Below are 23,461 nucleotides of genomic sequence, written 5' to 3' on the forward strand. Positions count from 1 at the left end.
GCCTTCTCCTGGCTCCAGCCTTCGCCCGATGCCGCATGCATCAGCTTCATCTTGATCGGTTCCAGGTCGAGTTGCATCACGGCGTTAAACAGGTCGTTGGTGTTCATGGTCATCCTCGTAGTAGTTAGTGAAGTACTGCTATCCCTAGTTATGGTTTTATGCGGTAAATTTGCTGCTTTCGAACAACATTTCCATGAGGCATGTGATGACGTCGGGCAATTCTTTGTCAGATTTGCGGACGTGTCTTACACGTGCTCAATGTAGTTGAGGCAATTCACCGTGTTATTGATATTTGTCAAAGAAACAACATTTGTTGCTTAGTTGGATACACCAAAGCCTTTGGATAGGGTAGGCGTATCCAGAGAGAATAACTGAGGGAAAGGATGCGGAGGAAGGGGCGAAGTCAGATGACGGACGAGCCGGAGCCGTGCTCGATCGGCGCGGGCAGCGGGCGGTCCGGGCTGCCGATGACGGGCGCCGACACCATGACGGTGGTGCCGCCGTCCGGCTCGCTGAAGACGGCGCAGGTGCCGCCGAGGATCACGATGCGTTCCTCGATGCCGACCAGGCCGAACGAGCCATACTTGTTGCGCCCGCCGGGCGGCAGGCCGCAGCCGTTGTCGCGTACCGTCAGCGACAGCCAGCCGCCGTTCAGGCGCAGCTCCACCTTCACGCGCGTCGCGTTGGCGTGGCGGACGATGTTCGTGAGCGATTCCTGCAAGATGCGGAAGAAGGCCGTGGCGCAGTGGTCGGGCAGGGCGATCTCGCCGTGGTCGTCCTGGACTTCGCAGTGGATGCCGGTGCGCCGCTGGAACTGGTTGACCTGCCACTCGACGGCCGCCGACAGGCCCAGGTCGAGCACGGTCGGGCGCAGGTCGTTGATGATCTGGCGCACGCTCTTGATCGTCGTGTCGATCTGCATCAGCGTGGCGCGGGCGCGCTTGTGCAGGTGGCTGTGCGTGCCCTTCGTGCGGCCGGCCAGCAGCTCGGCTTCGATGCGCAGGGCGAGCAGGCTCTGGCCGAGGTCGTCATGGATCTCGCGCGCGATGCGCTTGCGTTCCAGTTCCTTGATCTGGTACGCATGGTCGGCCAGGCGCCTGAGTTTCTGGTGCGACAGCTGCAGCTTGGTCTGGCTTTCGCGCAGTTCGCTCGTCATTTCCCGCGCGAGCGCGAGGGCGGCGCGGCGCGACGACGTGAGCGTGTGCACCAGGGCATAGAGCAGGATCGAGCCGAGGAAGCCGAAGGCCATCATGAGCTTCGGATAATAGGTGTCGAATTCCGTGTACAGGGCGGCCTTGGGCGCGCTGTAGGTCGTCTTCCAGGTGCGGCCGTTGAAATCCAGCGGCAGCGTCGTGCTGAACATGCGCTTGTCGCCGTCCGCGAGCGGCGGCATCGGGTTCTTGCTGGTACCGTGGCTGTCGAACAGCGTGCGCGGCGTCCCCGCGGTTTCATGGCCATGGACGTCCAGGCCGGGGCCGATGTCGAACAGCGTCATGCGCAGCCCCTTGATCGGTATCTCGTCCATGACACCGTACAGGAGTTTCGGCACGCTGAACGCAATGCCCAATGACCCGACATAGGCGGCGCGGCGTGCCGCCACGGTGTCCGGCATGGTGCCGAAATAATAGATCGGCATGCGCATGCCCAGATGGGTATCGTTGGGGCCGGACAAGGCAAGAATGGGCGTGCCAGAGGCGTAGACCGTGCCGTTGTCGCGCGACTCGGCCAATTGCTTGCTGAAATAACGGTTGGCCATCAGGTCGATGCCGTAATGACCCGGGCCCGACTGGTCAGGCTCGATATAACTGATGATCAGATAGGCGTCGCGCTGCCCCGGCGGCACGATGTCCAGTGGCGCCGCGGCATGGATGTGTCGTCCCATTTCCTCGCGCAGGTCGCTGAGGAAGGGCTGGCGCCTGTCGTCCGTGACATACAGCGCAAAATTGATCGAATCGACCGCGGGGAAGTTGTTGGCGAGGTCCAGCCCGAGCACGTATTCGTGAATTTTGCGGTGGCTCAGGATGTCGGTGCTATGGATCAGGCTTCCGGTCGCGCGCAGCAGGTCGGTATATGACTTGATGCGCACGTTGATGACGCTTTGCGCATATTTGGCATGGTTGATGAACCGTTCCTGGGCATTTGTTTCGATCGACCGCTGGGTCATCACATACAGGGCGCTGCCGACGAGCGTCGACACCAGTGCGCCGGTCCAGAACGAGAACCGGTTAACGGAAAATGCGTCCCTCAGAACGGCCTGCATAATCTTCCCAGAGGCGTGCAGCCGAATCGCGTTCGGCGACACAAAGTTTGTAATTTGCAACTTACTCGTCTCGGATGCGGCGCGACACCTAGTCATTCGAAGAGTTGCTCACTGGCAGAATTATCTCAAAAGAAAAAGGCCCGCGCCTGTTCCGGAGCGGGCAATGTGTATGCGCGGGGAGTGCGTACGAGGAACACGCTCCCCGGCCGTACTTCACACGTTCAGCGGCGACGTCGCAGTGGCAGGTTTCCAGGGCCCGGCGCAGTACGCGGTGGCGGCACTGGTCCCGGTCCGTGCGCCCTCCTGTTTCCACGGGCCCGCGCAGTAGGCGGTCGTGGTCTGGGCGGCGCCGTGGGCATGCGGCTTGTCCCACGGACCCGCGCAGTACGCCGTGTTGGCGTGCTTGTCCCATGGGCCGGCGCAGTAGGCCGTACCGGCGCCGGCGGCGGCGCGGGCACGGGTCTTGTCCCACGGGCCGGCGCAGTAGGCGGTTTCGCCGCGGGCGGCGGCCTGCGCGCCCTGCTTGTCCCACGGACCGGCGCAATAGGCTGTGCCGGACGCTTCCACCGGCGTCGCGTCCGCCACCGGATAGGCTTCGCCGAACGTCGCTTCGTACAGGCTCTGCATGCGCTCGCCGCTGTCGATGCGGAACTGCTCGTCGTCGCCGCCGCGCATGCCGACGTACGGGTAATGGTGGACGAAGTAGCCGAACGCCTGCTCGCAGTCGGCCGCGTACTTCATCGTGTCGAGGATGTGGTAGTGCCAGAACGTGTCCACGTCGACCAGGGGCGCGATGGACTCGTCGGGGTACATCTTCATCAGGCACAGGAAGCGCCGGTATTCCTTTTCCACGGCATTGGCCTTGTCCAGGCTCCAGCCTTCGCCAGACTCCACGTGCATCAACTTCGTCTTGATCGGTTCCAGGTCGAGTTGCATTACGGCGTTAAACAGGTCGTTGGCGTTCATGTTGGTCATCCCCATTGGTTGTTGAAGATTGCGTTGTGACTGCTTCCCTAGTTGTGGTTGTGTCGGCTTGTCGGGCCAGCGCTGGACAGTAATTCCTCAAGGTTCGTGATGACATCTGCCAACGAGTGGGTCGATTCGTTGGCGCGCCTTACACGTAATCAATGTAATTTACGCAATCTGATGAGATATTGATATTTGTCAAACAAACAACATTTGTTGTTGAAACAGATATACAATTTCTTTTTATGAAGTTGCGATATCCGTGGGGAATAGGCGTGACGATGCGTCGCCCGGCCGGGCGGCGCTGGTCGTTGCGAAGGAAGGGTTTAGACGACGGCCGAACCCGGGCCGTGTTCCTGCTGCAGGGGAACAGCGGGTTCGGGCCCGCCGATGACGGGCGCCGACACGATCACGGTCGTGCCGCCGCCCGGCTCGCTGAAGACGGCGCAGGTGCCGCCGAGGATCGCGATGCGCTCCTCGATGCCCACCAGGCCGAACGACTCGTACTTGCTGCGCCCGCCGGGCGGCAGGCCGCAGCCGTTGTCGCGTATCGTCAGCGACAGCCAGCCGCCGTTCAGGCGCAGCTCCACCTTCACATGGGTCGCGTTGGCATGGCGGACGATGTTCGTGAGCGATTCCTGCAGGATGCGGAAGAAGGCCGTGGCGCAATGGTCGGGCAGGGCGGTCTCGCCGTGGCCGTCGCGGATCTCGCACTGGATGCCTGTGCGCTTCTGGAACTGGTCCACCTGCCATTCGACGGCCGCGGACAGGCCCAGGTCGAGCACGGTCGGACGCAGGTCGTTGATGATCTGGCGCACGCTCCTGATCGTTGTGTCGATCTGCTGCAGCGTGGAACGGGCGCGCGTGTTCAGGTGGTTGTGCGTGCCCTGCGTGCGTCCCGCCAGCAGTTCGGCTTCGATGCGCAGGGCGAGCAGGCTCTGGCCAAGGTCGTCATGGATCTCGCGTGCGATGCGCTTGCGCTCCAGTTCCTTGATCTGGTACGCATGGTCGGCCAGGCGCCTGAGCTTCTGGTGCGACAACTGCAGCCTGGTCTGGTTTTCGCGCAGCTCGCTCGTCATCTCCTGCGCCAGTTCGAGGGCGGCGCGGCGCGACGAGGTCAGGATGTGCAGCAGCGCGTACAGCAGGACGGAGCCGATGAAGCCGAACGCCATCATGAGCTTCGGATAATAGACGTCGAATTGCGTGCGCAGGCGGGCTTTCGGCACGCTGTACGTGGTTTGCCACGGACGCCCGTTGAAATCGAGCGGCAGCGTGGCCGTGAACACCTCATCGCCGCCGTCGAGCGGCGGCGTGGGGTTGGCGGCCGTGCCATGGCTGTCGAACAGCACCTTGGGCCAGGTTGTCGTATCGTGCCCGATCACCTCGCGCGGGCCGACGTCGAACAGCGTCATGCGCACGCCCGGAATCGGCATCTCGTCCATCACCCCGTGCAGCAGCTTGGGCAGGCTGAACGCGATCCCGAGCGAGCCGAGATAGGCCGCGCGCCGTTGTTCCGCGCCGGTCAGCAGCGGTCCGTGCCGGTACACCGGCAGGCGCATGCCGAGGTGGGTGTCGTTGGGCACCGACAGGGCCGCGATCGGCCGGCCGGACGCGCGCAACCTGCCGTCGTCGCGCGACTGCGCGAGCTGCGTGCGGAAATACGGATTGCTCATCAGGTCGAGGCCATACAGCCGCGTGTTCGTGGCGTCCGGCTCGATGTAGGTGACGACGAGGTAGGCGGGACGGCGGCCGGAGGGCGTGACGACCGGACGCGCGCCCGGGCCGAGGAAGGCCTGCAGTTCACGCGCGAATTCCGCCTCGAAATGCGAACGCTCGTCTTCGCGCACCCAGGTGGCGAAGTTCAGGGTGTCGACGGCCGGGTAATTCCTGGCCAGGTGCAGCCCCTGCACGTAGTCGTGGAACTGGCGGTGGCTGATCGTATCGCCGCTCTGCAGCAGGCTGGCCGCGCCGCGCAGCAGGTCCGTGTACGACTTGATGCGCATGTTGATGACGGCCTGCGCGTATTTCGCCTGGCGGGAGAAGCGTTCCTGCACGTCGCTCTCGATGGAGCGCGTCGTGACCACGTACAGCACGCTGCCGACCAGCGTCGACAGCATGACACCGGTCCAGAACGAGAACCGCGTAACGGAGAATGCGTCTCTCAGCGTGATCGACATGAGGCACCGCGACGGCAAGGAATTGTTGACTTAATTCAACTTACGCGTCTCGGGTGCATGATGAACCTAGCAGATCGGGGAGTTGCCGATCCAGCACGGCGCTGGGCTCCCAATGAAGCAAAGAAAAAGCCCGATTCGTCGCCGAACCGGGCTTTTGCGCCAGATCAAATGAGAGTTACTTGCCCCAGCTGTCCTTGAGCGTCGTCACGCGGTTGAACACGGGTTTGCCCGGGACGGAATCCACGCGGTCGGCGACGAAATAGCCGTGGCGCTCGAACTGGAAGCGCTGGTCGGCCTCGGCCCTGGCCAGGCCCGGCTCCAGGTACGCGGTGACGGTTTCCAGCGCGTTCGGATTGAGCACGCTCATGAAGTCCTTGCCGCCGCCGTCCGGTTGCGGATCGAGGAACAGGCGGTCGTACAGGCGCACTTCCGCTTCCAGCGCGTGCTGCGCGCTGACCCACGTGATATTGCCCTTGACCTTGTAGTTGTCCGCGCCCGGCGTGCCCGATTTCGAGTCCGGGAAATAGTTCACGTGCACGGCGACGACGTTGCCGTTCTCGTCCTTGTCGAACCCGGTGCATTCGGTCACGAAGCCATATTTCAGGCGCACGCGCGAGCCCGGCTTGTCGTCGATCGGCGGGTAGAAGCGGTGGTAGCCCTTGGACGGCACTTCCATGAAGTCTTCCTGCTCGATCCACAGCTCGCGCGAGAACGGGAACGAACGGGTGCCCCATTCCGGATGGTGCGGGTGGACGGGCGCGCTGCACTCGACCGTTTCGCCTTCCGGGAAGTTGTCGACGATGAGCTTGAGCGGACGCAGCACGGCCACGGCGCGCGGCGCCTTCGGGTCGAGGTCGTCGCGCAGGGCGCCTTCCAGCGTGCTCATGTCGATCCAGCCGTCGGCCTTGGAGACGCCGATGCGCTCGCAGAACAGCTGGATCGATTCCGGCGTGTAGCCGCGGCGGCGCAGGCCCACGATCGTGGGCATGCGCGGATCGTCCCAGCCGTTCACGACACCTTCGGTCACGAGCTGGCGCAGCTTGCGCTTCGACGTGACGACATAGGTCAGGTTCAGGCGCGCGAACTCGTACTGGCGCGGCACCGGACGATCGAAGAAGCCGCCGGCCGCCAGCGTCTCGACGAGCCAGTCGTAGAACGGGCGGTGGTCCTGGAATTCCAGCGTGCACAGCGAATGCGTGATATTTTCCAGCGCGTCCGAGATCGGATGCGTGAAGTCGTACATCGGGTAGATGCACCATTTGTCGCCCGTGCGGTGGTGATGCGCATGGCGGATGCGGTACAGGGCCGGGTCGCGGTTCGTCATGATGGGCGACGCCATCGCGTCCTCGCTCATCCTGGCGCGCAGCACGTGTTCGCCGTCCTTGTACTTGCCGGCCTTCATGTCGCGGAAGATCTGCAGCGATTCCTCGACCGGACGGTCGCGGAACGGCGAGTTCGTGCCCGGCGTGCCGAAGTTGCCGCGGTTGCGCGACATGTCTTCGGCGCTCTGGCTGTCGACGTAAGCCTTGCCGTTCTGGATCAGGTATTCGGCCATCGCGTACAGCTGGTCGAAGTAGTCGCTGGCGTAGTGCAGATATTCCTGCCCGCCTTGCTCCCACGTGAAGCCCAGCCACTTGACGCTGTCCATGATCGTGTCGACGTATTCCTGGTCTTCCTTTTCCGGGTTCGTATCGTCGAAACGGAGGTGGCAGCGGCCCTGGTAGTCGCGTGCCAGTCCGAAGTTCAGGCAGATGGATTTGGCGTGGCCCACGTGCAGGTAGCCGTTCGGCTCCGGCGGGAAGCGTGTGATCACGGACGGCATGCCGGCACGCGTGTGGGTGCCCGCGGCGAGGTCGGATTCGACGATCGCGCGGACAAAATTCGGCGACGGGGTGGCCGCCGCAGCGTTCTTGTCGTTACTCATGAAACCTATTGGAGATGGGTATGATTCCCGGCATTTTACCGTAGAAGACGCCATGCGGGCCGCTATGTGGTCAAGCGCACGGTCCACGCGCGGGGCAGTCCGCATACTGCGCCTGTCTTGTTGGCGCTTTCTATAGGATAATCTCGGTTTAATGTTTTTTCGGCCATAGCCGGAGAGTTCCAAGTGGAAAATTTATACGCGATCCTCGGCGTCGCGCCGAATGCCAGCGACGACGACATCAAGAAGGTCTACCGTTCGCTCGCCATGCGCTACCACCCGGACCGCAACCAGGCGCCGGGCGCGGAAGCGCGCTTCAAGGCCGTCACGAAGGCGTACGAAGTCCTGTCCGACCCCGTCAAGCGCGCGGAATACGACCAGAGCGTGAACCACCGCATCGTGCTCGACGCGGAAGCCGAGGCGTTCGAATTGTGGCGCTCGGTTTTTGCACTGAGCGGTGTGAACCTCCCTGCCTGAATACGTTCCAACAGAATACGAGTCAATCATGAAAAAAGTACATCCGGAGTTCGCCTTCCAGTCGCGCGAGCTGGAAGGCCAGATCGAAGGCACCCTGGGTGACCCGCCCAACCGCAAGAACTACGACCTGATGGTGCAGGCCCTCGTGTCCGAATACGCCAACGGCGACGGCCTCGACGACGTCAACATGATGGCGTTCGCGCTCGTCGACCGCATCCGCTTCACGGACCCGAAAGGCCTCATCCGCGAAGCCTATGATTACGAAAGCGACGTCCCGTCCCGGGTCTTCGCCATGGCAAATTGCGATGGTAACGGCGGCGACGACGACGACGAGGGCCGCGCGATGTACGCCGCCATCTGCGACAACCATCCGGACCTGGCGCGCCAGGCCATCGTGACGGCGTTCCTGTACAAGAACCAGGCCCGCTGGGAAGACGACGACCAGTCGCTCGACCAGCTCGCGAAAGACGACGAAGGCGACGACGAGGAGCTCGACGAGACGGCAGCGGGCGACGACTTCACCCAGATGTTCGACCAGGACGGAGGTGAGCGCGAATGAGCGACGACAACAAATCCAACCTGCCGGCCCTGAGCAAGCAGGTCGGCGAGCTCGTACTGGCCGGTTCGCTGCAGCACGCCGAGGAGGCGCTGTCGCAGGCCGCCGACGAGCATGGCGACTACGCCGTGGCCGAAGTGCTGGCGACGCTGCCCCCGCAGGTGACGGCGCTGCACCTGGCCGGCTTCGACGGCGCCAAGACGTCGGTCGCGACCCTGCTGGTGCCGCCGAAGGCCTGGGCCGAAAGCCTCGCCTACCTCGCCGCCACGTGGCCGGACGACATGATCGAGGACGACCCCGAGCGCATCGCGGAAAACCTGTTCAACCACATCCACGGCATCGTCTACGCGACGGATGACGACGAGCGCCGCCACGAGCTGCTGACGGAAGCGACGGCCACCGACTACGGCGCGACGGCGTTCGCCATCGTGTGGTCGCTGGCGCCGCGCGAGATCCTCGAAGTGGCCGGCGAGATCAACCACCGCGGCCCCCACATCAACGTGCACACGACGTCCGACAGCGACATCGTGCCGCTCGCCGTCGACCTGGCCAAGGCCAGCGAGGATGGCTGGCAGCGCTCGCTGCTGGAACTGTTCCCGGAATACCGCAACACGGCCGACCTCGCGGACGTCGAGTTGCCGGACGATCCGGACGAAGAGACGGAATTCCAGCAGCGCGGCACGCGCGAACTGCTGTACCGCCTGCGCAAGCAGGTGCCGTCCGTCCGCAGCCTGCAGCGCCGCAGCGGCCGCCGCAGCATGGGCACGGACATCTTCTCGTGACGGGGGCGAGCGCATCGATGCTGCCGGCAATCGTCATCGAAAAACTGCCCCGGCTGATCCGCGCGATCCGGCTGATCCCGGGGAACGCCAGCGCCGACGAGGCGGCCGGCCTCGCCGACGAGCTGGCCGGCATCACGGCGATGGTGGCCGAGAAGTTCACCAACGACCGCACGGCCGAAGGCATCCAGCGCGCGCAGCTCCTGAGTGTCGGCTGCGTGTCTTTGGGGCTGGAGCACCTCGTCAAGGAAGAGATGGAAATGCGGGACGGCGCACAGGGCGACCTGGACGCGCTCGACGTGCTGCTGGGCGAGGGCGCGGAATTCGTGTTCCAGCAGGGCTTCCGCCTGATCCGCGACCTGGCGGCGCTGCCGGAAGACACGCTGCTCGGCGAATTCGACAGCGACCCCGTGTACTCGGCGCGGCGGCTGAAGGAGCTGTTCGTCGACATCTGCACGGCCGACCCGGGCGAGACGTGGTCCGGCTACGAACGCTACCTGGGCCAGCTGAAACAGCGCCAGGACGTGCAGGCCATCGTGCGCGCCGCGCAATGGCTGCGCCGGCACCACTGGGAAGGCCCCGTCAAGGATCCGGACCTGAACGCGGAAGGCGTGATCGCGCTCGCGATCATCTTCGGCATCGAGGGCGGCGGGCGCATCGTCGCGCGCACGGGGCAGAAGGAATTCGAGCGCTTCGTGCAGACGGTCCGCAAGGCGAAGCCGGACTTCGACGCGGGCTGGGCGGCGCTGCTGGAACAGATCCCGGCACCGCACCAGGCCATCATCGCCGACCGCATCCAGAGCTACCGCAACAGCATCCTCCTGCAGAACATCGCGGGCAAGGTGCCGCTGAAGGAGCTGTTCGTGGAGCTCGAGAACTACGCCGGCTCGGAGATCGACGCCGAATACCCGTAATCGTCAAATCCGGCAGTTCAAGGGGCGGCGCCCAGCCCGTCGATACGGTTCGTGCGCCCCCCGATTCCCATCAGGACTACCATGACGCTCCAGCCCCGCATCCCGTGCGGATGCGGTATCGAGCCATCAATGCAAGGAGTACGTCATGTTGCAAGCAAACGAAATCCAGCAGCGATTCACTCATATTCAGCAAACCATTCAAGAAGCCCAGCAGGCCTGCCAGCAGGATGCGCCCAACGAGATCCGCGACTGCATCGAAAAACTGTCGCGCGAAGCCAGGCAGGCGCAGAGCGTGATGCAGTCGAACGACCAGCAGCGCATCCAGCAATGCGTGGACAGCCTGGAAGACATGGGCGACGAAGCCAAGCGCATCAGCCGCTCGCTGCCGACGATGCCCGCCCACCTCGAAGCCGCGGTCACCCGCGTGCATGCCGAACTGTCGGACCTGAAGCACAAGCTGCACTGACCACGCCTCACACGACGCCGCCCTCGCGCAGGGCGGCGATCTCCGCGTCGGTCTTGCCCAGCACGTCGCGCAACACTTCATCCGTGTGCTCGCCCAGCAGCGGCGGCGCCTTGTCGCTCGTGGCCGGCGTGGCCGACATGCGCATCGGGCTGCGCACCAGTTTCACCTGCCCGGCGGTCGGATGCGGCAGGGCGATCTCCATGCCGCGTGCGCGCACCTGCTCGTTGGCGAACACCTCGTCCAGGTCATTGATCGGGCCGCACGGCACGCCCACGGCTTCCAGCAGCGCGATCCATTCCGCGCGCGGCCGTTCGCGCACCATGTCCGCCAGCAGCGGCACGAGTACATCGCGGTTCTGCACGCGGGCAGGGTTGGTGGCGAAACGCGGGTCGCACGCCAGTTCCGGACGGCCGCCCGCTTCCACGAACTTCTGGTACTGGCCGTCGTTGCCGGCGGCGACGATGATGTGGCCGTCGCTGCACGCGAACGTCTGGTACGGCACGATGTTGGCGTGCGCATTGCCCCAGCGTGTCGGCCGCTTGCCGCTGTTGAGGTAATTGCTGCCGACGTTCGCCAGCATCGCGACCTGCGTGTCCAGCAGCGCCATGTCGATGTGCTGGCCTTCGCCGGTGCGGTCGCGGTGGGTCAGCGCGGCGAGCACGGCGACGGTCGCGTACATGCCCGTCATCAGGTCCGTCAAGGCGACGCCGACTTTCTGGGGGCCGCCCCCCGGCAGGTCGTCGCGTTCGCCCGTTACCGACATCAGCCCGCCCATGCCCTGGATCAGGAAGTCGTAGCCGGCGCGGTGCGCGTACGGTCCGTCCTGGCCGAAGCCCGTGATCGAGCAGTACACGAGGTCCGGCCTGACGGCCTTCAGCGCGTCGTAATCGAGGCCGTAGCGCTTGAGGTGGCCGACCTTGAAGTTCTCGATCACGACGTCGCAATGGCGCACCAGTTCGCGCAGCAGCGCCTGGCCCGGTTCGCTCGCGATGTCGACCGTCAGCGAGCGCTTGCCGCGGTTCGCCGCCAGGTAGTAGGCGGCTTCCGTGGTCGGCCGGCCTGCGGCGTCCGGCGCGTACGGCGGACCCCAGGCGCGGGTGTCGTCGCCGGCCCCGGGGCGCTCGATCTTGATGATGTCGGCGCCGAGGTCGGCGAGGTTCTGCGAGCACCACGGCCCGGCCAGCACGCGCGACAGGTCGAGCACGCGGATGTGGCCCAGCGCGCCCTGCAGGCGATTGTCCGGACCGTTGTGCGGTCCGTTCGGATGAAATGCCATCTGGTCTCCGATTGATGAGTTGTTCTCGGCGCGGATTATACGTCGCGTTCGTCGCGCTCCCGCGAGCGCGCGTCGTCCAGCGCGGCGGCGAACGCATCGCGCTCGCGGTCGACGATGTCGTCGACCATGCGCTCGTCCAGTCCCATCCCTTCGAGCACGAAGGCCGACAGCTGCAGGCTCGCCTCCAGCGTTTCGGGCACGACGACGTTGGCGCCGGCCCGCTTGAGGGCGCGTGCGTGTTTTTCGTCGCGCGAGCGCGCGTACAACTGCACGTCGGGGAACTCGCGCCGGATGCCGCGCACGGCCTGCAGCGCGGAGGCTGGATGATCCATCGTCAGCACGATTGCCGGCGCCTCGTCCGCATGCACGCGGCGCAGCAGTTCCGGGCGCGCCGCGTTGCCGAAGAAGACCGGCGCGCCGTCCGCGTGCAGCTGCGAGACGAGCTTCGCATCGTTCTCGAACGCGACGTACGGGATGCCCTGGGCCGTGAGCAGCTTGGCCAGCTGCTGCCCGACGCGGCCGAAGCCGGCGATGATCACGCGGCCGCGCGCCGCCTCGAGTTCGTTGTCGGCGAGATGCGCGGCCGCACCCTGCGGTTCCGCCGCCGAGCGCTCGCCGATCGCATGACCGATGCGCGCCAGCAGCGGGGTGATGAACAGCGACAGGCCGACGGCCAGCATCACGCGCGCGCCGAGGGCGCCGTCCAGCAGCTTCGACGCGGTGGCGTAGCCGATCACGATGAACGCGAATTCGCCGCCCTGGCCCAGCAGCAGGGCGCCTTCGAGCGCGCGGCCCCACGGCAGGCCGCCGAGGCGCAGCAGCGGCGCGACGACGAGGCCCTTGAGCAGGACGAGGCCCAGCACGGCGCACGCGAGCCACAGCGGCGCGTGCAGGACCTGCAGCGCGTCCATGCCCATGCCGACCGTCATGAAGAACAGCCCCATGAGCAGGCCCTTGAACGGCTCGACCATCAGCTCGACCTCGTGCTTGAATTCGGTCTCGGCCAGCAGCAGGCCGGCAATCAGCGCGCCCAGCGCCATCGACAGGCCGGCCAGGTGCGACAGCGCCGCGATGCCGAAGGTCGACAGCAGGATCAGGGCCATGAACACGTCCGGCTGGCGATGGCGGGCGAACGCGCGGAACAGCGGGTGCACGACCTTGCCGCCGACGAGGTAGATGAGGGCGATGGCCACCGCCGCCTTGGCCATCGCGAGCAGGGCGATCAGCGCCACGTTCGAACCGCCCCCGTCGTTGTTGCCGAGCGCCCCGATCAGGATCAGGATCGGTACGACGGCGAGATCCTGCAGCATCAGCACGGCGAACGCGGCCTGGCCGAGGGGACTCGCGGTGCGCTGGCTCTCGGCCAGCAACTGCATCACGACGGCCGTCGACGACAGCGACAGCACGAGGCCCAGCACGAGCGCGGCATCCAGCCGCTGGTCGAGCAGAAGATAGGCCGCACCGCCGATCAAGGCGGCGCACAGCACGACCTGCGCGCTGCCGGTCCCGAACACCCAGCGCCGCATCGCCCACAGGCGCGCGGCCGAGAGCTCCAGGCCGATCATGAACATGAGGAACAGCACGCCCAGCTCGGCCAGCATGGCGACGTTGTCGTTGTTGGGGAACGTGAACAGGCCGAGCGGCGCGAAATCCTGCGCCATGCGCCCGAGCCCGAACGGGCCGAGCAGGGCGCCGACGGCGAGGAAGCCCAGCACCTGGTTGATGCGCAGACGCTGCAGCAGCGGGATCAGGATGCCGGCAAGGGCGAGGAACAGCAGGATTTCGCGCAGGAAGGGGAAGGCGTGTTGCTCTTGCACGGGGTAGAACCTTTATCGGATGGTCACCCCGGCAATTTTAACGCGCCACGCCTTCAGGCCTGCCGACTCTCTGCCATCAGGATCACTTCTTCCATCTCCTGGTCGATCTCGTTGCGCAACTCGAGATAGCGGCCCAGCGCATGGTCCAGCGACGGCAGCAGGATCCCGCGCTCGCTGTGCAGTCCCGTGTAGCGCGGCCGCGGCGCCGCGAAGCCGTACGACTCGGCCGCTACGGCTTCCAGCCGGCTGGCGTCGACGCCCGCGCGCGCCGCCGCCTGCTCGGCCAGCTCGACCCACGTCAGCGTGCCGACGTTGGCCAGGTGCCAGACGCCGGACTCGCCGTCGATCGCGAGGTCGAGGCAGGCGTGCACGAGGTCCGGCACATAGGTCGGCGAGACGGCCATGTCGCGCGCGGCGCGGAACGGTTCGCCCCGCTCCAGCGTCTGCAGCGCCAGCGTGACGAAGTTGTACTTGTCCCACGGGCCGAAGAACGCGCTCGTGCGCACGACGAGGGCGCCCGGGTGCTTGTCCTGCACGCGCAGCTCGGCCTCGGCCTTGCTGCGGCCGTAGACGTTCAGGGGCGCGACCGCATCGCTTTCGACGTACGGCCGGTCGAGCGCGCCGTCGAACACGAGGTCGCTGGAGAACGTCGTCAGGTGCACGCCGTGGCGGGCGCACGCGGCGGCCAGGATCGCGGGGCCGATCGCGTTCTCGCGGAAGCAGCGCTCGGCGTCGCGCTCGGCATCGTCCACGCGCACGTAGCCCGCCGTGTTGACGACGGCCCAGGGACGGTATTTGTCGAGCGCGCGGTCGACGGAGGCCGGGTCCGTGATGTCCATATCCTGGCGCGACAGCAGGCGGTACGCGAGGTTGCGCTTGCGGCAGATACGGGCGAATGCGCGGCCCAGGGTGCCTGTCGCACCCGTGATGAGGATCGGTGCCGCATCCTTGCCGACGAGCGTGTGGCCGTCGGCCGTGATCGACGTCAGCGCATCGGGCGTCGCGACGGGCGTGCACAGCCAGCGGCCCGGCCGGCGCCACCAGCCCTGGCCGCGCAGCACCGGGTGCGACAGCGGGGTGCCGGCCGACAGTTCCCGCATCATGCGCGCGACGGCCGTCGGACGCGGTTCCGGCGTGCGCACGTCGAACGGGCCCGGTTCGTAATAACCGTTGTTGCAGGTGACGAGGCTGTTCCAGTCGAACGAGCCCAGCAGCGACCAGACGGTGACGGCGCGCAGGTCGACGCCGTTCGCGCGCACTTCCTTGCCCGCTTCCCAGATCTCCAGCAGCCAGCGCAACTGGTCTTCGCGGTTGGCGTCGATGTGCGCCTCGGTGACGGCGAGCGGGATGTGGTACCGGTCCCAGATCTCGTGCAGCAGCGGGGCGATGCCGGCCGTGGGCGTCGCGAGCGCGCGCGAGGCCTCGATGTCGGCGCACGGGATGCCGTCGGCCACGCCGCGGTGGTGCGCCGGATAGCGGTCCGGACGGTGGTCGAGCCAGCGCTCGCTCGTGACGTAGTAATTGACGCCGATGATGTCCGGCGGGCACGGATTGTCGCGGAACCACAGGAATTCCTCGGCCGGGATGCCGGTCTTCGTCAGGTACGACCACAGCGCGTGCTCGGGACCGACCATGCCGCACAGCAGGTCCCACGCGAGCCAGCGGCGCTCGTTATAAAACTCGGCCACGGTGGCCATCTCGGGCGTGCTGTAGGTCTTGCCGAGGTCGTCCGTCTGCACCAGTTTCGCGTCCGGATTCACGGCGCGGATCGCGCGCATGGCCAGCACCACGGCGCGGCACTGGTTCAGCAGGGCTTGCACGAACGTGCGGTCGTCGCGGCCGTGGGGATACCACACGCCGTACAGGCCGGCGAAGCGGGCCGTCGTGCACGGTTCGTTGACGGGGGTGTAGTACTCGATCCACGGATAGCGCGCGGCCACGGCGCCGGCATATTCCGCCAGCTGCTCGGCGAATGCGGGGTCGACCAGGCTCGTGTGGCGCGGGCCGCTGCCGTGGTGGATCAGGCCCGCGATCGGCGTGACGCCGTGGGCGCGGAGGGCGTTGAGGCGCTCGTCGGGCCAGGACCAGTCGGCGGCGTGGACGCCGTCCGGTGCCGTGCGTTCCCACAGCACGGGATAGCGGATGGCGCGGATGCCGAGGGAAGCGAAACGGGCGATGTCGTCGGCCCGGGAGGCGTGGCCGTTACGGTCGAGTTGGTGGAAGTAGTCGTCGCGGACGCGGTTGACGGTGCATTCGAGGCCGCCCCACAGTTCGAGAGGGCGGGCGTGGCTGTTCGTGCTCTTCGTGGAATTCATAAATCACCAATGTGTTAGTTTTATTGCAACAAAAAATCCAGCATGGCCCCGAACTGGCAAAAAAGTCGGGGAAGCGTTTTGGCTTTCGAGCGGCGGCGGTTGACAGCGGCGCGTCAACCTGCAACCATGCCATCCATGAATTTTTCGTATCCACATCCTGTTCTCACCTGGTGGCGCCGCTGATTGCGCGCGGCCAGTGAATTGGATAGGTATTCCGAAACGCCGCCTCGATTCCAAGGTGGCGTTTTTGTTGGCGCAGCAGGGTCGAGGCAGGGCGGTCAATCACCCAAGGAAAACTCGATGAGTCTGCAAACCCCTACCGCTACCACGCCCATCATCCTCACCGGCGACCGTCCCACCGGGCCGCTGCACCTCGGCCACTTCGTCGGCAGCCTGCGCAATCGCGTCACTTACCAGGACCAATATCGCCAGTTCATCATGCTCGCGGACGCCCAGGCGCTCACGGACAATATGGATGATATCGGTAAGGTACACCGGAACGTGATCGAGGTGGCGCTCGATTACCTTGCCGTAGGGATCGACCCCGCCAAATCGACCATCCTGATCCAGTCGCAGATCCCGGAACTGGCCGAGCTGACCTTTTATTACCTGAACCTGGTGACCGTCGCGCGCCTCGAGCGCAACCCGACCGTCAAGCAGGAAATCATCCTGCGCGGCTTCGAGCGCGACATCCCGGCCGGCTTCCTCACGTACCCGGCGAGCCAGGCCGCCGACATCAGCGCGTTCAAGGCGACCATCGTGCCGGTCGGCGAAGACCAGATCCCGATGATCGAGCAGTGCAACGAGATCGTGCGCAAGTTCAACCGCAACGCCGGCCGCGACATCCTCGTCGAGTGCAAGGCGATCGTGCCCGAAGTCGGCCGCCTGCCGGGCATCGACGGCAAGGCCAAGATGAGCAAGTCCCTCGGCAACACCATCAACCTGGGCGCGTCCGCCGACGAGATCCGCGCGGCCGTCAAGATGGTCTACACCGACCCGCTGCACCTGAAGGTGTCCGACCCGGGCCACCTGGAAGGCAATGTCGCGTTCCTGTACCTGGACGCGTTCGATACCGACAAGGAAGGCCTGGCCGAGATGAAGGCGCATTATGTGCGCGGCGGCCTGGGCGATTCCGTCGTCAAGAAGCGCCTGGAAGGCATCCTGCAGGACATGCTGGCGCCGATCCGCGCCCGCCGCGAGGAACTGGCCAAGGACAAGGGCCAGGTCATGCAAATCCTCAAGGAAGGCACGATGAAGGCGCGCGAGGTGGCTGCGCGTACGACGGACGAGGTGCGCAAGGCCCTCGGGTTGTCCTATTTCTAAACCGGATCGGGTAGCGATCCACGCGACGTGAGGTAGCGCAAGGTGATCGCCTTGCGCTTTCTTGTGGTCCGCTCCGTGTATTGATGGCAAGCTGCGGCTTTCGCCATCGATGGAGGAGCCGCACCATGAGCAAAGGATTGCGTTGGACCGAACAATGGATGCGCCGGGCGCTGTGGCTCGTCGCCTTCGTCTTCGCCGGATTCCTGATCGGGCTCGGCAACCAGGTCGTCGACAACGTGATGTACCTGGAGCCCGTGCCCCCAGCCGAACAATTTCTCGATCCCGCCAAGGCGGGCCCGCTGCGGGCCGCGTCCGACCAGGCGCAGCACACGCGCGAAGCGGCGGACGCGGCGCTGGAGCAGGCCCAGCAGAAACACCGCGTGGCGCAGGCCAACACGACAAGCGCGCGCGACGCCTTCGAGAACTGGATCGCGACGCGCCACGTGACGGCGCGCCCTGACCAGGACACGGAACTGATCGCGCGCAACCGCGAGCTGGATAAACTCGTGGCAGCGGAACGCGCCGCGCTCGCCGCGGTCGAAGCCCAGGAGCAGGTCGAACTCGACGCCAAACAGGCCCAGCAGAAGGCCGCTGCGGCCTACGAGGCGCTGCTGGAACCGGCACGCGAGGCCGCGAACGAGGCCGCGGCCAGGGCCGCGCGCAAGGTCTTCCTGATCCGCCTCGGCGTGACCCTGCCGCTGCTGCTGGTGGCGGGGGCGCTGTTCAAGTACAAGCGCAACGGCACGTACTGGCCGTTCACGTGGGGCTTCATTTTCTTCGCGCTGTTCGCGTTCTTCGTCGAGCTGGTGCCTTACCTGCCCAGCTACGGCGGCTATGTGCGCTACGGCGTGGGCATCGTGGTGACGGTCGTCGTGGGCCGCTACGCGATCCGCTGGCTGCACGCGTGGCTGGAACGCCAGCGGGCCGCGGAGGCCATGCCCGACGCCGAACGCCGTACGACGATGCGCTACGACGTGGCGATGGAACGCATCGCCAAGAACGTCTGCCCGTCGTGCGAGCGCGCGACGAATTTCAAGGACGAACACCTGGCCCATTGTCCGCATTGCGGCATCGGCCTGTTCGACCGCTGCCCGGCGTGCACGTCGCGCAAGAACGCGTTCACGCGCTATTGCTTTTCGTGCGGCACGCCGGCCAACGTCAGTCTTGCGGACTGATCATTAGTCCTTCAGGTCGGCCGGCACCTTGCCGCCGTTTGCCGCCAGCTTGTTCATGACCTGGCGGTGCAGCCAGATGTTCATGCTGGCCGAGTCGCTGGTGTCGCCCGAATAGTTCAGCTCGGCGGCCAGTTCCTTGCGTGACTGCAGGCTGGAATCGAGGCCCAGCAGCTTCAGCAGGTCGACGATCGACGTGCGCCAGTTCAGCTGTTGGCCGGATTGCTGCTGCATGTTGTTCAGCACGGCTTCCACGTCGACCTGCTGCATCGGTGCGGCCGCCGGCGCGCTTGCCGCGGACGCGGCCTGCGGTTGTTGCGCGGGCTGCTGTGCCGGTGGCTGCGCAGGTTGCTGGGTCGGCTGCGGCGCGCGTTGCTGGGCGCCCGGGGCCGCCTGGCTGCTGTTCTGCGCGGCGGGATGCGAACCCGGGAAGATTTTATGGAAGATATTGCTCAGGATACCCATGTCGACTCCTTCTCGATGTTGGTGGATGCGCTCAATGACGTTGCATGCCCTGGGCCATGTGGCCGAGCGCGATCGCCAGCGCGGCGCCGCCGATGGCCTTGACCAGGGTCGGGTGTTCGGCATAGAAGTCGCCCATGCGTTCGACGATGCCGGGATTCTGCTGCTCGGCCTTGGCGGCCAGTTCCTGCACCTGTTCCGGCGACACCTGGCTCGCTTGTTCCGGCGACACGCGGGCCTGGTCGGCGCCGAGCAGGTTGCCGAGCGAGCCGCCCGCGACGGACGCGAGCACGGAAGGGCCGATATTGGCCAGGAGCTGGTTCAGCATGCCGGCGCGCTGGTCGGGATTGCTGTTGCCAAACAGCTGGCCGACCATCTGTGAAAACGGCGGTGTCTGGTCCGAGCGCAGCGCCTGCGTCACGCCCTGCGCGACGGTGGCGCGCGGCACGTTCTGCGCCACGTGGTCGAAATCGTTCTCGGCCTGCGCCGGGTTGGCGTTCGGGTTGGCACCGCCCAGGTATTGTTGCAACAGGTTGCCCAAATCAAAGCTCATGATGTTCTCCGCGTTGAAACCTCGAACCGCAAGGGTAGGCGTTCGCGGGGCATCCCTCCGTACGCTCGCTAACGGACGGACGGCATCTATAATCCGCATTGCGGTACATAAATAAAACAACTGCCCGAGAGAGACTATGCATACGATCTTCCGTTCGGCCGCGCTCGCCGCCGCCGTCCTGTGCACTTCCGTCCACGCCGCCGGCACCGCCGCGATGCAGCCCGGCGAACACCAGGTCGTCGTGGGCGACGTCCGCCTGTGGTACAAGGTGGCCGGCCACGGCGCGAAGGGCGCGCCGCCGCTGTTGTTCCTGCACGGCGGCCCCGGCTATAACAGCTACAGCTTCGAAGCCCAGGCCGGACCGGCGCTCGAGAAAACGCTGCGGGTGATCTACCTCGACCAGCGCGGCAGCGGCCGCTCCGAGCGCCCGTGGCGCGGCGAGTATTCCATCGCCGCCCTCGTCGACGACATCGAGGCGTTGCGCAAGACGCTCGGCGTCGACAAGCTCGCGCTGCTGGGTCATTCGTTCGGCGGCACGCTGGCGCTCGAGTACGCGGCCAAGTACCCCGGACACGTGGCGAAGATGGTGCTCGTGAGCGCCGCCTCGGACATCCCGGCCGCCTGCGCGGCGCGCGTGGACTACATCGCGCGGCACTACGGCGACCGGCTCGACAAGGCGCGCGCCGATGCGAAGGCGCGCAACGAGACGCCGGACGCCTGCTTCTACGCCTTCAACACCGTCGGCCCGGACCTGCACCAGCGCGTCAACGACGAGGTGATGTTCCCGGACATGCTGATCGGCAAACGCCAGGATGCCATCGACGCGAAGAGCGGCCTGCGCAACACGGGCGAACTGGGCAACGCGCTGTTCGGCGGCGGCTTCACGCAATACCGCTTCGCCCATCCGGAACGCCTGACGATGCCCGTGCTCGTGCTGGCCGGCGCCGCGGACTATGCGATCGGCCTGCCGGCCCAGCGCGCGCTGGGCCAGGCGTTGCCGCATGCGCGCGTCGTCGAATACGCGGGCGCCGGACACTTCCTGTACCTCGATGCGCCCGAGCGGTTTACGCGCGACGTCACGGACTTCCTGGCCATGCCCTGACGGTGGGGTTGCCCGGTGGACACCCGCGCCGCCGGCGCGTAAGCTGGCGTCATGATCTATACGCCGCTGCTCCTGTTCTTCGCCCTGTATGCCTACGCCGCGCTTGCCCTCAGGCTGCCGGCCGCGGTGGGCGGCGCGTATGTGCTCGCGAGCGTCGCCTGTTTCGCGCTGTATGCGCGCGACAAGGCGGCCGCGCGGCGCGGCGACCGGCGCACGCCCGAGCGGCACTTGCTGCTGCTGGGGCTGGCCGGCGGCTGGCCGGGCGGCTTGCTGGCGCAACAATGGCTGCGGCACAAGACCGTCAAACGTCCGTTCCGGCAGGGGTTCTGGCTGACCGTCGGCCTCAACCTGGCCGGTTTCTGCTGGCTGGCGCGCGCGCTGGCGCCGGCCTGAATACCGTTCGGGAGGAATACCATGTGGCCTTACCCCAGGATCCTGGCCCACCGCGGCGGCGGCACGCTGGCGCCGGAAAACACGGTGGCCGGCGTGCGCCGCGGCATGGACGCAGGCTATCGCGCCATCGAATTCGACGTCATGCTGGCGCGCGACGGCGTCCCCGTCGTGCTGCACGACCCCGAGCTGGGCCGTACGGTGGCCGGGACGGGATCGGTGGCGGACATGGATGCGCTCGACCTCGCCGCGCGCGATGCCGGCTCGTGGTTCGGTCCGGACTACGAGGGCGAACCGGTGCCGCTGTTCGTCGAGTTCGCGCAGTATTGCAAGGCGCACGGGGTGTGGATGAATATCGAGATCAAGCCCGTGCCCGGCCATGACGCAGAGACCGGCGCCGTGGTCGCGCGCCTGGCGGCCGCGCTGTTCGCCGACGAGATCGCCGCGGGCAGGGTGGGGCAGGTGCCGTTGCTGTCGTCGTTCAGCGAGACCGCGCTGGCGGCGGCCCGGGAGGCCGCGCCCCAGGCTCCGCGCGCCTGGCTGACGGAGGCGTTGCCGCCGGATTGGGAAGCCCGTGCGCGGGCGCTGGACGCCGTCGCGATCCACACCGACCACACGCGGCTGACGGCGTCCGGCGCCGCGCAAGTGAAAGCCGCGGGCTTCGGCCTGTTCTGCTACACGGTCAACGCGCCCGCGCGCGTGCGCGAACTGTTCGGCTGGGGCGTGGACGGGTTGTGCACGGACCGGATCGACCTCATCCCGCCTGATTTTTTCTAAAGCGAAAGTTTTCCCTCAAGAATTGTAACGGCTTGTCGTTAATGACATTCGGCTCCCGGTCACGGCCTTATGTCCTTATCGATCAACAACAACTCCCTGTCCCTGCACGCCCAGCGCAACCTGGCGGAGCACACGAACGAGGTGACGCGCCTCGTCGCGCGCCTGAGCTCGGGCACCAGCATCGCGAGCGCCGCGGACGATCCGGCCGGCCAGGCCATCACGGGCCGCATGAGGTCGCAGCTGACGGGGATGCGCCAGGCCATGCGCAGCATCAACGACACGACGTCGATGCTGCAGGTGGCGGACAGCGCGCTGTCGAACATCAGCGACAGCCTGCAGCGCCTGCGCGAACTGGCGGTGGCGTCCGGCAACGGCTCGTACACGGACAGCGACCGCAACACGTTGCAGGCGGAAGCGGACCAGATCCTGTCCCAGATCACCCAGGTGGGCAATGGCGCCTCGTTCAATGACCAGGCGATCTTTTCGCCGGCGTCCGAGAGCGGTAGCGAGGACAAGAAGAAGCGTGCCGTGCTCGACAGCCTCAAGGCCGGCTGGCTGAGCGCCGCCGAAGACATGGTCCAGCAGTACTACGGCCTGCAGGGCGATGGCTCGACCCTGAAGATCAACCTCGACACGACGGATGGCAAGAGTGGCGTGCTTGCGTCCGTCACGGGCGCGTCGGGGCTCGGCAACGACGTCACGCTGAACATCGACATGGCCGATTTCAGCGACATCAGCACGCCGGACGGCGGCACCGGACCGATGTACGACGACCGCGTCATTGCGCACGAGATGGTGCACGCGATCATGCTGCACTCGACCGGCATGAACCTTCCCCAGTGGTTCATCGAAGGCACGGCCGAGCTGATCCATGGCGCCGACGAGCGCCTGGCCGGCGCGCTGGCGGGTGGCCAGACGGCGCAGGGCATCGTCGACACGATCACGGGCGGCGGCTTCAGCTACGAAGGCGGCTACGTCGCCTCGCGCTACCTGCATGACCGGTTGAAATCGATGGGCGTCGACGGCGGCATGAAGGGCCTGATGACTTACCTGAACGGGCACCAGGGGACCGACCTGGACACGGCGCTGAAGGCCGTCACGGGCGGGCAGTACCAGGGCACCGGCGACTTCATGACGGATTTCGCCGCCAATGGCGCCGGGTTCATCGGGGGCATGAACCTGGCGAATGCGGACACGGGCGCGATCGGCGGTCTCGACGCGGACGGCGGGCCGACGCGCGACGCGCGGGGCGTCGTGCCGGAATCCGGCTTCGGCACGGCCGCCCGGCCGCTGCGCAACTTCAAGGTCGAGTATCCGGACATCGGCGGCGGGAGTACGGGCCGGCATCGGGTGCAGATCCAGGTCGGCGCCTCCGCCGGAGACCTTGTCGACATGGAGTTCGCGGCCGTGAACGCCAGCGCGCTGGGCCTCGCGGACCTGGACATGCGCAACCCGGCGGTGGCGCTGCTGCACATCGACGACGCGCTCGCGTCCGTCAACGAGCAGCGCGTGCAGGTGGGGGCCTACAGCAACCGCATGGACGCCGCGGCCAGCAACAACCAGACGATGTCGATGAACCTGGAGGCGGCGAAGAGCCGCATCGAGGACGTGGACTACGCCGGCGCCGCGGTCAGGCTGACGCGCGCCCAGATCCTGCAGCAGGCGGCATCCGCCATGCTGAGCCAGGCCAATGGCGAGCCGAGGGCGGTACTGGCATTGTTGCGCTGACGTGCGCCGTTGTCGTTTCTGCAACGACAA

The 23,461-nt window shown here is 66.2% G+C and carries 20 protein-coding genes; 11 read left to right on the plus strand and 9 right to left on the minus strand.

From position 1 onward, the window contains the following. Positions 1-403: 403 nt before the first annotated feature. The 4 genes from QPK29_RS25965 to QPK29_RS25980 form a co-directional block, all read right to left on the minus strand. Positions 404-2,260, minus strand: coding sequence for a sensor histidine kinase (locus QPK29_RS25965; protein ID WP_371771544.1), 1,857 nt, complete (start codon positions 2,258-2,260; stop codon positions 404-406). A 213-nt stretch (positions 2,261-2,473) separates the two neighbouring features. Beyond that, on the minus strand, positions 2,474-3,235 hold the full coding sequence (locus tag QPK29_RS25970) for a glycine-rich domain-containing protein (protein WP_400189864.1): 762 nt from the start codon (positions 3,233-3,235) through the stop codon (positions 2,474-2,476). A gap of 317 nt (positions 3,236-3,552) precedes the next feature. After that, a complete protein-coding gene (locus QPK29_RS25975) occupies positions 3,553-5,403 on the minus strand; it encodes a sensor histidine kinase (RefSeq protein ID WP_400189865.1) in 1,851 nt (616 codons plus the stop codon). A gap of 175 nt (positions 5,404-5,578) precedes the next feature. After that, on the minus strand, positions 5,579-7,327 hold the full coding sequence (locus tag QPK29_RS25980) for a glutamine--tRNA ligase/YqeY domain fusion protein (RefSeq protein ID WP_056128967.1): 1,749 nt from the start codon (positions 7,325-7,327) through the stop codon (positions 5,579-5,581). Between the two features lie 183 nt (positions 7,328-7,510). On the opposite strand from QPK29_RS25980, the gene QPK29_RS25985 reads away from it, so the two are divergent. From QPK29_RS25985 to QPK29_RS26005, 5 genes are all read left to right on the plus strand, one after another. Further along, complete coding sequence (locus QPK29_RS25985; protein WP_056128969.1) at positions 7,511-7,801, plus strand: DnaJ domain-containing protein; 291 nt, start codon at positions 7,511-7,513, stop codon at positions 7,799-7,801. Positions 7,802-7,829: 28 nt separating this feature from the next. Beyond that, a complete protein-coding gene (locus QPK29_RS25990) occupies positions 7,830-8,360 on the plus strand; it encodes a hypothetical protein (RefSeq protein WP_371771542.1) in 531 nt (176 codons plus the stop codon). After that, positions 8,357-9,139 (plus strand): hypothetical protein, encoded by a 783-nt coding sequence (locus tag QPK29_RS25995; RefSeq protein ID WP_371771541.1) that lies wholly within the window; start codon positions 8,357-8,359, stop codon positions 9,137-9,139. Before QPK29_RS25990 ends, QPK29_RS25995 begins: the two co-directional genes overlap by 4 nt. Before the next feature lie 17 nt (positions 9,140-9,156). Next, a complete protein-coding gene (locus QPK29_RS26000; RefSeq protein ID WP_056128978.1) occupies positions 9,157-10,050 on the plus strand; it encodes a hypothetical protein in 894 nt (297 codons plus the stop codon). Between the two features lie 145 nt (positions 10,051-10,195). Beyond that, on the plus strand, positions 10,196-10,516 hold the full coding sequence (locus tag QPK29_RS26005) for a hypothetical protein (RefSeq protein ID WP_056128981.1): 321 nt from the start codon (positions 10,196-10,198) through the stop codon (positions 10,514-10,516). 7 nt (positions 10,517-10,523) lie between these two features. Here the strand turns inward: QPK29_RS26005 and QPK29_RS26010 are convergent, their stop codons facing one another. The 3 genes from QPK29_RS26010 to QPK29_RS26020 are packed head-to-tail and all read right to left on the minus strand — an operon-like array spanning position 10,524 to position 15,924. Further along, positions 10,524-11,792, minus strand: a complete 1,269-nt coding sequence (locus tag QPK29_RS26010; RefSeq protein ID WP_371771540.1) for a CaiB/BaiF CoA transferase family protein — start codon at positions 11,790-11,792, stop codon at positions 10,524-10,526. A gap of 35 nt (positions 11,793-11,827) precedes the next feature. Continuing rightward, positions 11,828-13,609, minus strand: a complete 1,782-nt coding sequence (locus QPK29_RS26015) for a cation:proton antiporter domain-containing protein (RefSeq protein ID WP_056128987.1) — start codon at positions 13,607-13,609, stop codon at positions 11,828-11,830. 53 nt (positions 13,610-13,662) lie between these two features. Continuing rightward, positions 13,663-15,924, minus strand: a complete 2,262-nt coding sequence (locus tag QPK29_RS26020; protein WP_371771539.1) for a family 1 glycosylhydrolase — start codon at positions 15,922-15,924, stop codon at positions 13,663-13,665. Positions 15,925-16,224: 300 nt separating this feature from the next. Here QPK29_RS26020 and trpS point away from each other — a divergent pair, with 300 nt between their 5' ends. Beyond that, the gene (gene trpS, locus QPK29_RS26025) at positions 16,225-17,247 is read left to right on the plus strand and encodes a tryptophan--tRNA ligase (RefSeq protein WP_036238519.1); all 1,023 of its coding nucleotides are present in this window, start codon (positions 16,225-16,227) and stop codon (positions 17,245-17,247) included. Between the two features lie 125 nt (positions 17,248-17,372). Then, complete coding sequence (locus QPK29_RS26030; protein ID WP_371771538.1) at positions 17,373-18,422, plus strand: serine endopeptidase; 1,050 nt, start codon at positions 17,373-17,375, stop codon at positions 18,420-18,422. A gap of 3 nt (positions 18,423-18,425) precedes the next feature. Here the strand turns inward: QPK29_RS26030 and QPK29_RS26035 are convergent, their stop codons facing one another. Both QPK29_RS26035 and QPK29_RS26040 read right to left on the minus strand, forming a co-directional pair. After that, on the minus strand, positions 18,426-18,884 hold the full coding sequence (locus QPK29_RS26035) for a DUF3597 domain-containing protein (protein ID WP_160410552.1): 459 nt from the start codon (positions 18,882-18,884) through the stop codon (positions 18,426-18,428). A gap of 31 nt (positions 18,885-18,915) precedes the next feature. Continuing rightward, the gene (locus QPK29_RS26040) at positions 18,916-19,434 is read right to left on the minus strand and encodes a hypothetical protein (protein ID WP_229412274.1); all 519 of its coding nucleotides are present in this window, start codon (positions 19,432-19,434) and stop codon (positions 18,916-18,918) included. Positions 19,435-19,570: 136 nt separating this feature from the next. On the opposite strand from QPK29_RS26040, the gene QPK29_RS26045 reads away from it, so the two are divergent. From QPK29_RS26045 to QPK29_RS26060, 4 genes are all read left to right on the plus strand, one after another. Further along, entirely contained in the window at positions 19,571-20,536 is a 966-nt protein-coding gene (locus tag QPK29_RS26045) for an alpha/beta fold hydrolase (protein WP_160410551.1), read from the plus strand. A gap of 51 nt (positions 20,537-20,587) precedes the next feature. Beyond that, positions 20,588-20,929: a DUF1294 domain-containing protein gene (locus QPK29_RS26050; RefSeq protein ID WP_371771537.1), complete on the plus strand. Its 342-nt coding sequence runs from the start codon at positions 20,588-20,590 to the stop codon at positions 20,927-20,929. Positions 20,930-20,950: 21 nt separating this feature from the next. After that, positions 20,951-21,703, plus strand: a complete 753-nt coding sequence (gene ugpQ, locus QPK29_RS26055) for a glycerophosphodiester phosphodiesterase (RefSeq protein WP_371771536.1) — start codon at positions 20,951-20,953, stop codon at positions 21,701-21,703. 69 nt (positions 21,704-21,772) lie between these two features. Further along, positions 21,773-23,431 carry a flagellinolysin gene (locus tag QPK29_RS26060; protein ID WP_056129008.1) on the plus strand — a complete coding sequence of 553 codons (1,659 nt, stop codon included), beginning with the start codon at positions 21,773-21,775 and terminating at the stop codon, positions 23,429-23,431. The last annotated feature ends 30 nt before the right edge of the window (positions 23,432-23,461 follow it).

Origin of the sequence: Massilia orientalis, from assembly GCF_030411975.2 — a bacterium.
Classification (GTDB): Bacteria; Pseudomonadota; Gammaproteobacteria; order Burkholderiales; family Burkholderiaceae_D; genus Telluria; species Telluria orientalis.

What these genes read in the sequence shown, in the direction of transcription:
- QPK29_RS25965 (WP_371771544.1), bottom strand. Translation starts at nt 2,260, where the DNA reads ATGCAGGCCGTTCTGAGGGACGCATTTTCCGTTAACCGGTTCTCGTTC.
- QPK29_RS25970 (WP_400189864.1), bottom strand. Translation starts at nt 3,235, where the DNA reads ATGACCAACATGAACGCCAACGACCTGTTTAACGCCGTAATGCAACTC.
- QPK29_RS25975 (WP_400189865.1), bottom strand. Translation starts at nt 5,403, where the DNA reads ATGTCGATCACGCTGAGAGACGCATTCTCCGTTACGCGGTTCTCGTTC.
- QPK29_RS25980 (WP_056128967.1), bottom strand. Translation starts at nt 7,327, where the DNA reads ATGAGTAACGACAAGAACGCTGCGGCGGCCACCCCGTCGCCGAATTTT.
- QPK29_RS25990 (WP_371771542.1), top strand. Translation starts at nt 7,830, where the DNA reads ATGAAAAAAGTACATCCGGAGTTCGCCTTCCAGTCGCGCGAGCTGGAA.
- QPK29_RS25995 (WP_371771541.1), top strand. Translation starts at nt 8,357, where the DNA reads ATGAGCGACGACAACAAATCCAACCTGCCGGCCCTGAGCAAGCAGGTC.
- QPK29_RS26000 (WP_056128978.1), top strand. Translation starts at nt 9,157, where the DNA reads ATGCTGCCGGCAATCGTCATCGAAAAACTGCCCCGGCTGATCCGCGCG.
- QPK29_RS26005 (WP_056128981.1), top strand. Translation starts at nt 10,196, where the DNA reads ATGTTGCAAGCAAACGAAATCCAGCAGCGATTCACTCATATTCAGCAA.
- QPK29_RS26010 (WP_371771540.1), bottom strand. Translation starts at nt 11,792, where the DNA reads ATGGCATTTCATCCGAACGGACCGCACAACGGTCCGGACAATCGCCTG.
- QPK29_RS26020 (WP_371771539.1), bottom strand. Translation starts at nt 15,924, where the DNA reads ATGAATTCCACGAAGAGCACGAACAGCCACGCCCGCCCTCTCGAACTG.
- trpS (WP_036238519.1), top strand. Translation starts at nt 16,225, where the DNA reads ATGAGTCTGCAAACCCCTACCGCTACCACGCCCATCATCCTCACCGGC.
- QPK29_RS26030 (WP_371771538.1), top strand. Translation starts at nt 17,373, where the DNA reads ATGAGCAAAGGATTGCGTTGGACCGAACAATGGATGCGCCGGGCGCTG.
- QPK29_RS26035 (WP_160410552.1), bottom strand. Translation starts at nt 18,884, where the DNA reads ATGGGTATCCTGAGCAATATCTTCCATAAAATCTTCCCGGGTTCGCAT.
- QPK29_RS26040 (WP_229412274.1), bottom strand. Translation starts at nt 19,434, where the DNA reads ATGAGCTTTGATTTGGGCAACCTGTTGCAACAATACCTGGGCGGTGCC.
- QPK29_RS26045 (WP_160410551.1), top strand. Translation starts at nt 19,571, where the DNA reads ATGCATACGATCTTCCGTTCGGCCGCGCTCGCCGCCGCCGTCCTGTGC.
- QPK29_RS26050 (WP_371771537.1), top strand. Translation starts at nt 20,588, where the DNA reads ATGATCTATACGCCGCTGCTCCTGTTCTTCGCCCTGTATGCCTACGCC.
- ugpQ (WP_371771536.1), top strand. Translation starts at nt 20,951, where the DNA reads ATGTGGCCTTACCCCAGGATCCTGGCCCACCGCGGCGGCGGCACGCTG.
- QPK29_RS26060 (WP_056129008.1), top strand. Translation starts at nt 21,773, where the DNA reads ATGTCCTTATCGATCAACAACAACTCCCTGTCCCTGCACGCCCAGCGC.